This window comes from Acinetobacter genomosp. 15BJ (assembly GCF_000400715.1).
Lineage (GTDB): Bacteria > Pseudomonadota > Gammaproteobacteria > Pseudomonadales > Moraxellaceae > Acinetobacter.
Genome location: NZ_KE007345.1, coordinates 342,774 through 356,506, shown reverse-complemented (window position 1 = coordinate 356,506; position 13,733 = coordinate 342,774). Strand labels below are relative to the sequence as shown.

Annotated in this window: 14 protein-coding genes; 10 read left to right on the top strand and 4 right to left on the bottom strand. The window is 42.5% G+C overall.

Annotation, left to right across the window (positions count from 1 at the left end):
* Positions 1–207: 207 nt before the first annotated feature.
* The 4 genes from F896_RS17580 to F896_RS17595 all read left to right on the top strand — a co-directional run bounded on the left by F896_RS17580 (position 208) and on the right by F896_RS17595 (position 3,260).
* The gene (locus tag F896_RS17580; protein WP_016162380.1) at positions 208–810 is read left to right on the top strand and encodes a TetR/AcrR family transcriptional regulator; all 603 of its coding nucleotides are present in this window, start codon (positions 208–210) and stop codon (positions 808–810) included.
* Between the two features lie 3 nt (positions 811–813).
* A complete protein-coding gene (locus F896_RS17585) occupies positions 814–1,797 on the top strand; it encodes a zinc-binding dehydrogenase (protein WP_016162379.1) in 984 nt (327 codons plus the stop codon).
* A 67-nt stretch (positions 1,798–1,864) separates the two neighbouring features.
* Complete coding sequence (locus tag F896_RS17590) at positions 1,865–2,218, top strand: DUF1304 domain-containing protein (RefSeq protein ID WP_016162378.1); 354 nt, start codon at positions 1,865–1,867, stop codon at positions 2,216–2,218.
* A gap of 307 nt (positions 2,219–2,525) precedes the next feature.
* Positions 2,526–3,260, top strand: coding sequence for a hypothetical protein (locus tag F896_RS17595; RefSeq protein ID WP_016162377.1), 735 nt, complete (start codon positions 2,526–2,528; stop codon positions 3,258–3,260).
* Between the two features lie 79 nt (positions 3,261–3,339).
* On the opposite strand, the gene tenA is transcribed toward F896_RS17595, so the two are convergent.
* Positions 3,340–4,008 carry a thiaminase II gene (tenA, locus tag F896_RS17600; protein ID WP_016162376.1) on the bottom strand — a complete coding sequence of 223 codons (669 nt, stop codon included), beginning with the start codon at positions 4,006–4,008 and terminating at the stop codon, positions 3,340–3,342.
* A gap of 172 nt (positions 4,009–4,180) precedes the next feature.
* Here tenA and F896_RS17605 point away from each other — a divergent pair, with 172 nt between their 5' ends.
* The 3 genes from F896_RS17605 to ssb all read left to right on the top strand — a co-directional run bounded on the left by F896_RS17605 (position 4,181) and on the right by ssb (position 7,418).
* Positions 4,181–5,263 carry a DUF475 domain-containing protein gene (locus F896_RS17605; RefSeq protein ID WP_016162375.1) on the top strand — a complete coding sequence of 361 codons (1,083 nt, stop codon included), beginning with the start codon at positions 4,181–4,183 and terminating at the stop codon, positions 5,261–5,263.
* A gap of 157 nt (positions 5,264–5,420) precedes the next feature.
* Entirely contained in the window at positions 5,421–6,782 is a 1,362-nt protein-coding gene (locus tag F896_RS17610; RefSeq protein ID WP_016162374.1) for an MFS transporter, read from the top strand.
* 51 nt (positions 6,783–6,833) lie between these two features.
* Entirely contained in the window at positions 6,834–7,418 is a 585-nt protein-coding gene (ssb, locus tag F896_RS17615; RefSeq protein WP_016162373.1) for a single-stranded DNA-binding protein, read from the top strand.
* Positions 7,419–7,485: 67 nt separating this feature from the next.
* Here the strand turns inward: ssb and F896_RS17620 are convergent, their stop codons facing one another.
* Entirely contained in the window at positions 7,486–8,163 is a 678-nt protein-coding gene (locus F896_RS17620) for a hydrolase (protein ID WP_004657237.1), read from the bottom strand.
* Positions 8,164–8,299: 136 nt separating this feature from the next.
* Here F896_RS17620 and F896_RS17625 point away from each other — a divergent pair, with 136 nt between their 5' ends.
* Positions 8,300–9,220, top strand: a complete 921-nt coding sequence (locus F896_RS17625; RefSeq protein WP_032882018.1) for a LysR substrate-binding domain-containing protein — start codon at positions 8,300–8,302, stop codon at positions 9,218–9,220.
* A 7-nt stretch (positions 9,221–9,227) separates the two neighbouring features.
* Here the strand turns inward: F896_RS17625 and F896_RS17630 are convergent, their stop codons facing one another.
* Positions 9,228–10,154, bottom strand: a complete 927-nt coding sequence (locus F896_RS17630) for a LysR substrate-binding domain-containing protein (protein WP_016162371.1) — start codon at positions 10,152–10,154, stop codon at positions 9,228–9,230.
* 69 nt (positions 10,155–10,223) lie between these two features.
* A complete protein-coding gene (ycaC, locus tag F896_RS17635; RefSeq protein ID WP_016162370.1) occupies positions 10,224–10,850 on the bottom strand; it encodes an isochorismate family cysteine hydrolase YcaC in 627 nt (208 codons plus the stop codon).
* Positions 10,851–11,134: 284 nt separating this feature from the next.
* Here ycaC and F896_RS17640 point away from each other — a divergent pair, with 284 nt between their 5' ends.
* Positions 11,135–12,001, top strand: coding sequence for a pirin family protein (locus F896_RS17640; protein ID WP_016162369.1), 867 nt, complete (start codon positions 11,135–11,137; stop codon positions 11,999–12,001).
* A 433-nt stretch (positions 12,002–12,434) separates the two neighbouring features.
* On the top strand, positions 12,435–13,733 hold the full coding sequence (locus F896_RS17645; RefSeq protein ID WP_016162368.1) for an FAD-dependent oxidoreductase: 1,299 nt from the start codon (positions 12,435–12,437) through the stop codon (positions 13,731–13,733).

Here is a 13,733-nt window from a genome sequence, read left to right as displayed (position 1 = left end):
ATGATAGCGATTTAAAATCGTTCAAGTGGTATAAAAATAATTAAAACGACAAATTGTGACGGTTAATGAACTGGTTCACATTTATCTCACGCCAAGCGCCTAGTATTTTTAGCATTCAATGCCTCAGATTACCATGTAAAAATTGATCACTTATTAAAATAGATATTTTACTAGACGACTGGTCTAATATTGATTTATAGTGTGGCTATGAAACGATCAAATAAAAGTGAAGCCACTCGACAACATATTCTCGATACCAGCTTTGAATTGGTATTACGTAAAGGTTTTGTTGGTGTTGGCTTGCAAGAGATTCTCAAGGCCTGTGATGTCCCGAAAGGGTCGTTCTACCATTATTTTGCTTCTAAAGAGGCATTTGGTTGTGCCTTACTTGAACAGTACATGGCGGATTATAAAATCCGTGTTGAGCAGCTTTGGCAGCAGACCGAACAAAGTGCTTATGCGCGTTTGATGGTGTTATGGCAGGCATGGATTGATGATCCTGTCTACGGCAGTTGGGCAGAGAATTGTCTGATTGTGAAATTGGCCGCAGAGGTTTCAGATTTATCTGAAGACATGCGCCAAATTCTCAACCTTGGTGTGCATCGACTGACACAACGCGTGGCGTTGTTACTGCAAGAAGGGCAACAACAAGGCTCGATTCCTGCCCATCTTGACCCACTCAAAACAGCTCAGGTGATGTATCAATTGTGGCTGGGTGCCGCCTTGATGACTAAACTGGCTCAAGACAAAGCGCCGCTACATTTAGCTTTAGAAACCACTCAACAACTGTTACAACCGATTAAGGAATAAAACATGCAAAGTATTATCCATCACAGTTTTGGTGAACCCGTCGATGTGTTGCAGTTGGGTGAGATGCCACAGCCTGAGCCGAAAGCAGGTGAGGTTCGTATTAAAACCATCATGTCTCCTATGCATAACCATGATGTTTGGACCGTACGAGGTAGCTATGGTTATAAGCCAACCTTGCCTGCAATTGGTGGCAGCGAAGCGGTGGGTATTGTCGATGCAGTGGGTGAAGGTGTTGATGCAAGTAAATTAGGACAGCGCGTTGCGGTCGCAGGGGTACATGGCAGTTGGGCGGAATATTTTATCGCGCCAGCAGCCAGTATCATCCCTTTAAATGATGCAATTGATGACCAAACCGCCGCACAACTAATTGGGATGCCGATCAGTGCGCTGATGCTCCTCGATTTTGTCAACGTACAAGCAGGTCAATGGTTGATTCAAAATACCGCAAATGGTGCGGTGGGTAAAACCGTCGCCATGATTGCTCAAGCGCGCGGATTGCAAGTGATTAATTTGGTTCGTCGTACTGATGCGATTGCAGAAATGCAGGCCTTGGGGATTCAGCATGTGGTTGCGACGGATCAGACAGATTGGAAACAACAGGTAAAAGCCATACATGCGGATCAGCCATTAATTGCTGGGGTGGATTCAATTGGTGGCAGTGCCAGCGGAGAAATGTTGAATTTACTTAGTGAAAATAGCCTTTTGGTTTCATTTGGCAGTATGACTGGCGAGACCATGCAGATCTCATCGGGTGATCTGATTTTTAAACAAGCCACGGTTAAGGGTTTTTGGGCCAGTGTGGTTAATAAAGAAATGCCAGCAGAGCGTAAAAAGGCTTTGTTTGTGGAATTACTAACACTCGCCACGCAGAAAAAACTGGTTCTACCCGTCGAAGGGGTTTTTAGTTTCGAGCAGATTAAAGCAGCGGCATTAAAAGCAACTCAAGGCGCGCGTCAAGGTAAAGTGTTGTTAACACCATCATTGTAAAACATATGAGGTCAGTCTAGGGGGATTGGCCTCATTAAACTCAAACACAATAAAAAGGAAAAATCGCATGTTGGGACAAGTACTGATCGGGTTGATTGCAGTATTGCACGTTTATATTTTGGTGCTGGAAATGTTTCTTTGGGACAAGCCTTATGGCCTTAAAGCCTTTGGCAATAGTCTGGAAAAAGCACAACTGACCAAGGTGTTGGCACAAAATCAGGGGTTGTATAATGGCTTTCTGGCGGCTGGATTGTTCTGGGTCTTGCTTGCACCTTCGAGCTATGCCACGGCGATTGCCAATTTCTTTTTAGCTTGTGTGCTGATTGCAGGGATTTATGGTGGCCTCACTGCGAGTAAAAAGATTATTTACATTCAGGCGGTGCCTGCATTGATTGCTTTAATCGTGGTGAATGTTTTTTAAGCGAGCAATAAAAGTAGGCATTTAATCTGATTTATGCTTTAATGCGCTCAGTTTGAGATGAGCCTCATACAGTATATCGGACGATACGATATACGACTAAGCCCCTTAATTGGGGCTTTTTTACGTCTCAAGGAAAATCTATTGTGCTGCCCACATCTTGATAGAGAGCAAGACTGGGAATTATGGATAAAGGACTGCCACAAGTTGCCATTTTTGGTCATCATGTGTGAATAAAATCAAAAAACATCTTCTGGAATTTAAAATAAATAGATTAAAATTAATAAGATAAAGAAAATGAGCAATAATAATGTTAAGAAAAATCGTGTTATTCGGATGTGGATTGTTTTTTTGTCTTGGGGTGGCAGCACAAGAGACAAAAATTCTTGGATTTGATCAGGTTTTTAATTTAAATCATGATGAGCTTTATGAGTTAGAGCTGCAAAATCTAAACCCAAGCTCTCAATTGTGGACTGCTTTTTATTTAATTGGTGTTCCAAAATCTGCAGCAATGAATACAAAAGCCGATTTTGTGATCAGTGGTGAGGGCGTTATTAATAAAGATCATCCGGCTAATCCAACTGAAGTTGTAAGTTTAGTCGCCAATAATTTACCAGCACGGCAAAACTATTCTTTTAAAGAGTTTGATGATTTGGTTGAAGAAATCGAAGATCAAACGGGAAAGAAAATACAAGACCCAGTATTGGGTGACGCGAGTAATGTTCGTGTTTATGGTCAAGTTATTGATTGGATTCCTGAATATAATTTACAAAAGCCCGCTAAAATTAGTTTTGGCATAGCAAACCAGCAAGATTTTGAAATCAAGGCTGCTTATTTGGTAATAGGGGACGGGGAAAAAACACCACAAATAATAGCTCTGAATATTCATCAAAAAATGGATGCTGAACAAATGCAGAATTCTTTCCAAAATAAAACTCGCAGTCATGAATTAAGTTTTGCCCGTTTCGAGGCTAAATTTCTTATCTTTTTAGTGATTATCGCGGCAACCATTTTTCTCAATTGGGGGAAATGGCGCAGAAATTAAATATTTGCATCAGTTTTTCTATGTGATGTTAAAAAGGAGGGCTTTCCCCTCCTTTTATAAGCGAATGGATCAGGAAAATTTAATCCAAGCCTAACCATTGGCGTTGCTGATAAGCACTGTCCCAGAACAGCCACTCCAGTTTTGCGCCCATGGTATAAGCCGCATGCATTTTGGCTAAGGTATCTGCATCACAACGGGCTGCTACTTTATCAACCGTCGCAATCACATTACGTACCGCGCTATTAAACTCCTCCCCTGCATAGGTATCGATCCATGCTTGGTAAGGATTGTTGGCAACGGACTGACTGACGATATCTTTACCCACTTCGGCATAAATCCAGAAACATGGCAATAATGCTGCCAGAATGACAGGATAGCTTTCTGACCAAGCAGTTGCTGTCAAAAATGAGGTGTAATGATGACAGGCAAGCGTGAGCGGCGTAGTTTCAAACTCAGTTTTGCTGATCTCAAATTCCTGCATAAAGTCACTGTGTAAACTGCGTTCTACAATAATGGCGATTTTAGCCGCCTCAGAAAATTGAATCACATCATCAGCTTCATAAGCTTTTGCCGCAGCCACAGCAAGGGCACGACCATAAGCCAATAAGTAATGCGCATCTTGAATCACATAATGACAAAAGGCTTCACGGTCTAATGAACCTGCTGCAAGTTCTTGATTAAACGGGAGTGCTAATATTTTTTGATATAAATCTTGATTACGTTGCCAAACATCTTGAGAAAACGTCATGGATTGAACCTATTAAAGCAAGCCGAAAAGAAATCTGTCAGCACTATAACAGAGTCTTGCTGTGATAATTTTTTCTTCAAAATAAGTGCAACAATCTTTTGTCTATTTCAACTAAAACTCGCCTACAATAGACGCATTTTTATAACCCTACGATTTGAATAAAAGGTTGCTCATGAAGCATTTCCGTTTCTCAATATTTTTTACGGTAGTGTGCTTAGCACTATCTGCCTACTGGGGCTATACGCATGGTCCTGAAGCAGGCGTAGCAACCATGCTGAAAGCATTGACGATTACAGCAATTTTAGCAGTGATGGAAGTTTCTTTATCATTTGATAATGCGGTCGTAAATGCATCGGTATTACGTGGTTGGGATCATTTCTGGAAGATGATCTTCTTAACGGTTGGTATCTTGATTGCCGTATTTGGGATGCGTTTAATTTTCCCAGTCGTGATTGTGGCTGTGACTGCAGATATGGGCATGATTGAAGTGGCTAAATTGGCACTGAATGATCCTAAAACCTATTCAGAACGTTTAATGGCACATCATGCTGAAATTGCAGCATTTGGTGGTACCTTCCTGTTATTGGTGTTCTTAAACTTCTTCTTTGACGATGGTAAAGAAACCCATTGGTTTAAGTGGTTAGAGGCGAAACTGGCGCATTTGGCGAGTGTGCCTGCCATGTCGGTTTTCCTTGCATTAATTGCGATGATTATCATGGCTGCAAACGTGGAAGAATCGGCACGTTTGGCGGTGACCATGGCAGGTATCTGGGGCATCGTGGTCTATATCGGTGTACAGGTCTTAAGTCATCTGTTGGGTGGTGAACCTGAGATTGATGAGAATGGCAATGCAGTGACCCATGACTCAAATGGTGCAGCTACAGGTGTGGTGAAAGCAGGTTTTGGTGGTTTTCTTTATCTTGAAGTACTTGATGCATCCTTCAGTTTCGACGGTGTGATCGGTGCCTTTGCAATTACCAGTGATGTCGTGATCATCATGCTAGGTCTGGCAATTGGTGCGATCTTCGTTCGTTCGATGACCATTTATTTGGTTGAGAAAGGCACTTTGGATGCCTATATCTTCTTGGAACATGGTGCGCATTATGCGATTGGTGCCTTGGCATTCATCATGATCGCCAGCGGTACTGGCTTACATGTACCAGAAATCGTGACAGGTTTAATCGGCGTGGCCTTTATTGTTTGGGCAGTCATCGCCTCAATCCAATATAGCAAGCGCGAACAGCAAGCCCCTTAAGTTTGCTTTCAGCTTGATTCGATATGATAAATAAAGGAGCGAACATCGCTCCTTTATTGTTTCTCCGAAGAAAGATTGTGTTTTTCATAATCTACTTACAATCTTTGCAGGCGAATGGCTTATAATTCGCTGAGCCAGTTATAGTGTCTTATCAACAATGAATGCTTTAGAACGCCGTTCAACCTTTGCCTTAAGTAGCATTTTTGCCTTGCGCATGTTGGGCTTGTTCATGATTATTCCTGTGTTTTCAGTCGCAGGGCAATCCTATCAATATGCCACGCCAGCGTTAATTGGTCTTGCGGTTGGGGTATATGGCTTAACCCAAGCAATTTTACAGATTCCATTTAGCTTATTGGCCGATCGCTTTAGCCGTAAGCCTTTGGTGGTTTTGGGCTTATTGTTATTTGCCATTGGCGGTGCCATTGCCGGTCTATCCGACACCATTTATGGTGTGATTATCGGTCGAGCGATTGCAGGTGCAGGTGCGGTATCGGCTGTGGTGATGGCTTTACTGGCCGATGTGACCCGAGAAGAACAGCGTACCAAAGCCATGGCCGTAATGGGCATGAGTATTGGCTTATCTTTCGTGGTGGCATTCAGTTTAGGGCCTTGGCTCACCAGTTTAGTTGGCATTTCGGGCTTATTTTTTGTGACCACGATTATGGGCTTGGCTGCGATTGCAATGCTATTGCTTGTCCCTAAAGTCACGCGACATCATCGAAATTATCAGCAAGGCTATCTGCATCAGCTCAAGCAAGTCATCCAAATGGGCGAGTTAAATCGTCTGCATGTCTCTGTTTTTGCACTGCATTTATTGCTGACTGCCATGTTTATTTATGTGCCTTCACAGCTAATCGAATATGCAGGAATTCCATTGGCGAAGCATGGTTTAGTCTATTTACCATTATTGGTCATCAGCCTGTTTTTTGCTTTTCCAAGCATTATCATTGCTGAAAAATATCGCAAAATGCGCGGCATTTTTCTCACTGCGATTGCAGGGCTTATCGGCGGTTTGCTGATTCTAATCTTTGGCTATGAGTCTAAATATGTATTGCTGGCAGGACTAGGTTTATTCTTTGTCGCCTTCAATGTCATGGAAGCATTATTACCCTCTTGGTTATCCAAAGCAGCTCCGATCCAATCCAAAGCCACTGCCATGGGCGTGAATGCCAGTAGCCAGTTTTTGGGTGCATTCTTTGGCGGAACCTTGGGTGGGCAGCTTTTGATGTTACAGAATACTGCGCTCGGGTGGAGTGTGCTGACGGGGATTGCTATAATATGGCTGCTGATTAGTTTTGGTCTGGCTCAGCCGAGATATTTATCTTCTATAGTGTTGCCTTTACCTCAGGCGGTACAAACAGATGAATGGACTTCAAAACTGTTGGCGATTCGTGGTATTGAAGAAGTCGTGGTGATGCCAGAACAGCAAGTTGCGTATATTAAAGTCGATAAACAGAGCATTGATGATGCCGGGCGACAAGATTTAACGCACTTGATTGGCAAAGAGGTAGCCATTTAATCATAACTCTTATAAAGTAAAACGTAGAAATATATAGGATGAAGACAGCTAATGCGTGGTGTGAATAAAGTTATTTTAGTAGGTACTTTAGGTAAAGATCCAGAAACTAAAACCTTTCCAAATGGTGGATCATTAACTCAATTCTCGATTGCAACAAGTGAATCGTGGATGGACAAAAGTACGGGTGAGCGTAAAGAGCAAACAGAATGGCACCGTATCGTGTTACATAACCGTTTAGGTGAAATTGCGCAGCAATATCTACGTAAAGGCTCAAAAGTGTATATCGAAGGTTCATTGCGTACCCGTCAATGGACAGACCAAAATGGTCAAGAGCGTTACAGCACTGAAATTCGTGGCGATCAAATGCAGATGCTGGATAGCCGTCAACAAGGCGAGCAGAGCGGTGGCGACTTTAACCAACCCCGTTTTAACAACAATAATAATAACCAAGGTGGCGGTTACCAAAATACTGGTTATAACAATAACAACAACCAAGGTGGTTACGGTCAAGCTGGCGGCAACCAAGGCAATTATGCGGGCAGCCCGCAAGCAGGTAATGGTTTTAATACACCAAAAGCAGCGCCGCAACCGGCAGCCGCAGCACCTGCTGATTTAGACGATGATTTACCGTTCTAAATCCGCGTAGTCGGCATAAAAAAAGGCATAAAACAGCGTTTTATGCCTTTTTTTATTGGCGTTGATTTTATCGCGCAGAGTCCAAAGTTTCGTGGTTAGTCACCACTTCTTGAGCTTTGCTGTAACTTTCAATCAGAAGCTGATAAGCAGGGAAAATCTGGGTGTAGACCTGTGCCCATTCCAATGCATCGTCACGATTCCAGGTGCGCTGGATTTCTGATGCCACAGCCGCGGTATCCATTGGCACCACGCCGGCTTGCACCACACGAGCTAGGGTAATTTCTTCTGCCATTTTGCTATAGGTTCCAGAAGCATCAATCACGGCAAAAACCTTATAACCTTCGGCAACAGCACTGATCGCTGGGAAGGCCATACACACGCTGGTAATGGTTCCTGCAATAATCAGGGTATTACGGCCTGTCGCTTTAACAGCATTGACAAAGTCTTGGTTATGCCATGCATTGATCTCACCTTTACGTGCCACATATTGGGCATGAGGGGCATTGGCATGGATTTCAGGGATTAAAGGGCCATTGGGGCCTTGTGGTACAGACGCGGTGGTGATCACTGGAATGTTGGCCAAACTGGCAATCTTAGCCAAGGCTGCTGCACGTTGACGTAATTCAGGCATTGGCATATCGCCGACGGTTTGGAATAAACCACTTTGGTGGTCAATCAAAAGCATCACGGCATCATTGACATCGATAACAGGTGCTTGACCATTGAAGTTTGCTGGCATTGTCATTGTTGTATCCTCATCTTGTCTTAGGGGGTATGATTGATGATATAGACAGGACGATGAGTTAAAAATATCTGTAATAGGATATATTGTCATGTCAAAAGAACAATTGTGGTCATCATTGACGGATCGAGCAAATAACATGAAAGATTTAAATGACTTATATTTCTTTGTGAAAGTGATCGATTGTGGTGGCTTTTCGGCGGCCAGCCAAGAATTGATGGTGACTAAGTCTTTACTGAGTCGTCGTATTGCCGAATTGGAAGATCGACTGGGGGTGAAGCTGATCAATCGAACCACCCGACAGGTGTCAATTACCGAGGTGGGTAAAATTTATTATCAGCATTGCAAGGCCATGTTGATTGAAGCTGAAGCTGCCGAAGAAGCAATCGAATTTTTAACGGCCGAGCCGCGTGGATTGATCAAGCTGTCTTGCCCGACCAATTTATTACATATCAATATCAGTCAAATGTTGAATGAGTTTTTGCAACTTTATCCCAAAATCAGTCTGCATGTGGAAGCCACTAATCGACGTGTGGATTTAATCAATGAACGGTTTGATTTGGCCGTGCGGATTCGTCCTTTACCTTTGCCGGACAGCGATTTAATTGTGCGTGAGTTGGCTTTGGCACGGCAGTTTATTGTTGCGAGTTCAGACCTATTACATCAGTTTTATTCAATTAATGAGCCGCAGCAACTGACCCAATTTCCCGTGCTCATGATGGAATCCTTTGCCCCTGAATATTATTGGCAATTATTTTCACAGGATCAGCAAGAACAAAAAGTGCAGTGCCACCCACGTTTGACCACTACGGATTTGACTGCGCTCAGAGACGCCACGCTGCAAGGCTTGGGCGTGGCAAAATTGCCAGAGCTGGTGGTTGCGGAAGATATTAAACAAGGACGTTTAATTCATATTTTACCAGAATGGCAGCCTAAACCTGAGCTGATTCACCTCGTCTATACTTCTAGACGCGGATTACTGCCGTCGATGAAATTATTGATCGATTTTCTGGTGCAAAAATTTGCGCAACTGAAACAGCACAATTCGGTGCTTTATTAATACTGCACTATAACGAATAGCCATTGTCAGTTTTTGCCAATTCTCTTAGGCCCTCCATGAGGGTCTCGATCAGCTTTTCGACCACCAAACGTTGACCTTTGCGCGAGGCATAGACCAGCTGTACGGTGCCCCGATTAGATTTCCATTCGGGTAATAAGTGAATCAGTTTACCTTTTTGGATATCAGCTTGCACTGTGAGATAAGGCAGATCCGCAATGCCCAAACCATCATGGACCGCATAATAGACCCCAGCCAAATCATTGCTTTTGACCCGCGGTTGATAAGGCACATCTACAGTTTCGTCACTGTTGACATGACATAAATGCCAATAATATTGATGTTTTTGAATGCCCAAAGCCACGCTTGGATAGTGCTGTAATTCTGAATAATGAGTAATACTTTTGCCTTGTAGTAATTCAGGTGCAGCAACCAGACAATGCTCAGTTCGGATCACATCACGGACGATTAAACTGGAATCCTGATTCGGTTCAAAACTGGTACGGATGGCGATATCAATATCATCATGTAGCACATCGACACGACGGCTAGTCAGTTCTAAAGAGATTTCAACTTTGGGATAGGCTTTTAAAAACTGATTGAGTAATTTCCGAATCTGGAAATGCATCATTAACGGGGGGCAACTGATTTTGACCATGCCTTGTGGTTCATTTTTCTGCTTGAGCAAGACATTTTCGGCACATTCAACTTGTGCAATCACTTTGCAGCATTCTTCATAAAACTCTTGACCTAAATCCGTGACTTTAAAATGACGGGTGGTGCGTTGAATCAGACTGACATTAAATTTATGTTCAAGTTCAATGATGCGACGGCTGAGCTTGGATTTGCTGATATTCTCAGCCTCGCTGGCCGCACTAAATCCGCCGTGTTTCACCACCAAATAGAAATAATGAAAGTCATCAAATGAGTTGATCAAGGCAAAGCGAATCCGATAAATATGACAAGATTAGAATAGCATTAACTATCCTAATCTTGATATGACGGTTTATTTTTCTGAGGTATTGGTGAAATAACTGGTCATCAAGTTGCGATAATCCGGAATATGATTCGAGAATAATGCGCCTAAGCCTTCAATATCATTGCGCCAGTCACGGTGCAGTTCACAGGCCATACCAAACCATGTCATCAATTGTGCGCCTGCTTGAGACATACGATCCCACGCAGCATCACGAGTTAAGGCATTGAATGTTCCCGAAGCGTCGGTAATGACGAATACCTCAAAGTCCTCTGCCAGTGCAGACAAGGCAGGGAAAGCCACACAAACTTCAGTCACGACACCCGCGATAATCAGTTGTTTTTTACCTGTTGCTTTGACTGCTTTGACAAAGTCCTCATTGTCCCAAGCATTGATTTGGCCTGGACGAGCGATATAAGGGGCATCTGGGAACAGTTCTTTCAGTTCAGGGACCAGTGGACCATTTGGGCCATTTTCAAAGCTGGTGGTGAGAATTGTCGGTAAGTTGAAGTATTTTGCGGCATCTGCCAATGCCAAAACATTGTTTTTAAATTTGTCTGGATCAATATCCCGAACCAATGAAAGTAGACCCGCTTGGTGATCGACCAAAAGTACGGCTGCGTTGTCTTTGTCTAGGCGAATATAGTCTTTAGCCATTGTTGTATCCTCATGTTTTTGTAAAAGAATACGGAAAAGAAAGTGAATTTCCGTAGTGCTTGAAATTATGCTAGTTAAATTTTTAATACAGATGAAGTCTAAAAAATGAGATAAACAATATCAAAAATAGGATGATTGATAATGTTTAGCGATTAATTCGGTTTTTAACTTTGAATTGTCCTATATGTAGAATAATGTGTTGCCATTCTGAGGCTATAAGCACGCTTACTTGAGGCGTAAAATAGATCCCAAGAACAGAACTTCTACTCTATAGGAGAAACCAAATGAAAAAAATTCTTGGTGTGTATCAAAACAAACACATGCACTGGGTCGGTGATGGTTTTCCAGTTTATAACTTGTTTTCCTATGACCGTTTAGGACAAAGTATTAGCCCATTCTTATTATTGGACTATGCTGCACCTTATCGTTTTGATCCAACCACAGCACAACATGGCGTCGGTTCACATCCACACCGTGGCTTTGAGACAGTCACGATTGCCTATAAAGGTGAGGTGACGCATAAAGATTCGAGTGGCGGTGGTGGTACCATCAAAACAGGTGATGTGCAATGGATGACAGCAGGTGGCGGTATCTTGCATCAAGAATTCCATTCGCCTGAATTTGCCCATCAAGGTGGCTTGTTCGAAATGGTACAGTTATGGGTCAATCTGCCAGCGCATTCGAAAATGACGCCAGCAAAATACCAAGCCATTGAAGCAGATCAAATTCAGCATATTGCATTGGATGATGCCGGTAGCGAAATGCGTGTGATCGCGGGTCAATATCAAGACACTGCAGGCGCAGCAACGACTTTTAGTCCAGTCAATGTTTGGGATGGCACCATTGTTCAAGGTCAAGCACATACTTTTTATGTAACTGAAGGGCATACCACTTTGTTGGTATTGCTATCAGGTCAGGTGATCTTAAATGAAAGCCAAAGTATAGAAGCACCGAGTTTGGTGGTGTTGAGTCGTGAGGAAATTGACTTTAGCATTAAGGCCGAACAGGACAGTAAGTTCTTAATTTTGACGGGTCAGCCATTGAATGAACCGATTGAAGGTTATGGGCCTTTTGTGATGAATAGCAAAGCGGAAATCATGGAAGCAGTTCGTGATTTCAATAGTGGTAAATTTGGTTCGATGGAAGCTTAATTGCTAAGTTAAATCAGTAGTTTATATAAGAAAGCCTATCACTCCGTTAGAGTGATAGGCTTTCGTTGTAAGGGTCCTCTATTGATTTTTTTAATATTATGTCACTTATAATTATTCAGCTTGTTATGTGACTTTATTCTCGTTCTTGTTCAATAAACATAGCACCGAATTAGGGCGATGGGAAGTCGATAAAGTGCTGAAAATGAAAAAATATAGAATGTTCTGTATATTTTTGTGTCCTAAAATGTAATAAGTTTAATTTTTTCATCATGTTAAGATTGAAATGTAATTTGTGATAAAATGTAACAATAATCCAACAACGATATTACGACAAAAGTCTGGCAGAAGCCCGCAATCTGGTATTTTTTAATACCGCGTTTCGCTTAACTATCGGTCATAATCAAGAAAAATCATCAACTGATGGGACATAATTTTGGATATTGCAATTATTGGCAGTGGAATGGCAGGACTTGCCTCAGCCAGAATCCTACATGATGCAGGACATAAGGTGACTATATTCGAAGCACTCGCAGGTCGAGGCATGGATAGTCATAGTGTTGATTTTGATGGTGGTATTATTGATGCACCTTTAAGGGTGATGAATCCAAAACTTTGGAAAAATACGTTAAGTTTAGCCAGTTACCTTGGGATTGAAACTTTCCCAGTCCGTACCTTTATGGCTTGCAGTTGGTTGTTTGAAGATAAAACCGATACATGGCTAACGACATCACGTAGTCGTATTGGTAATTTCCCGATTATTAATAATCGTAAAGGCATTCAGCAATATGGCTGGCGCTTGGTCAAAGGTATGTTGCAGCTAAAAACTGCGGTGCATCAATTCTTTAAATCAGATAATCAAGACATCACTTTAGCTGAGTTCATGAATCAATATCATATTGAGGAAGTATTTTGGCATGGTACGGTGATGCCTGTGCTGTATACCATTTGTACCTGCCATCCTAAAACCATTGGTGAATGGCCAGCCAAACCGCTATTGGAATTTATTCGTCAGCTGACTGAAGGTGAAGCCTTATTACGAATGAAAGGTGGAACACCTGCGTTGGTGAATCGTCTGATTGATGGCATTGAAATTCACAGCGGATCCGCGGTTGAAAAAGTGGAAGAGCAGGGCGAAAAAGTTTTGGTGGAAAATGCGCAAGGTGAGAGCCAGTTATTTGACCGTGTGGTGATTGCGACACCAACGCCAGTGATTGAAGATTTTCTCAAGCAACCACAATTTGCTGAAGATATTGCCTTACTGAAAAAATTCCGCTTTGAACAAGGCGATTTAGTGATTCATACCGATCCAATTGTGATGCCACAACGCCGTAAAGATTGGGCGGTATTAAGCTATATGATGGATCGTAAATTTACCCGTCAGCAATTTACCGTGTGGATCAATGCGATTGAGCCGAGCTTAGTCGGTAAAAATGCGGTGTTCCAGACTTGGTGTCCAGTGATTGATATCGATCCGAAGAAAATCATTTCCAAGGTGAAACTTACCCGTGCGGTGGTCGATTCAGAAACCGTGGCTTTGAATAAACAAATTCAGCAACGTCATTTGGATTTAAACCGTAAAATATTTTACTGCGGTTCATGGTCGTGCGATGGTTTACCAATTTTGGAATCGGCAGTGACCTCTGCGATGCATATTTCTGAAATTTTAGGTGCAGCCGTTCCCTTTGTTGGATTAAAGCCAAAAGTCAAAGTTGCGCCTGAACTCGGTTATTAA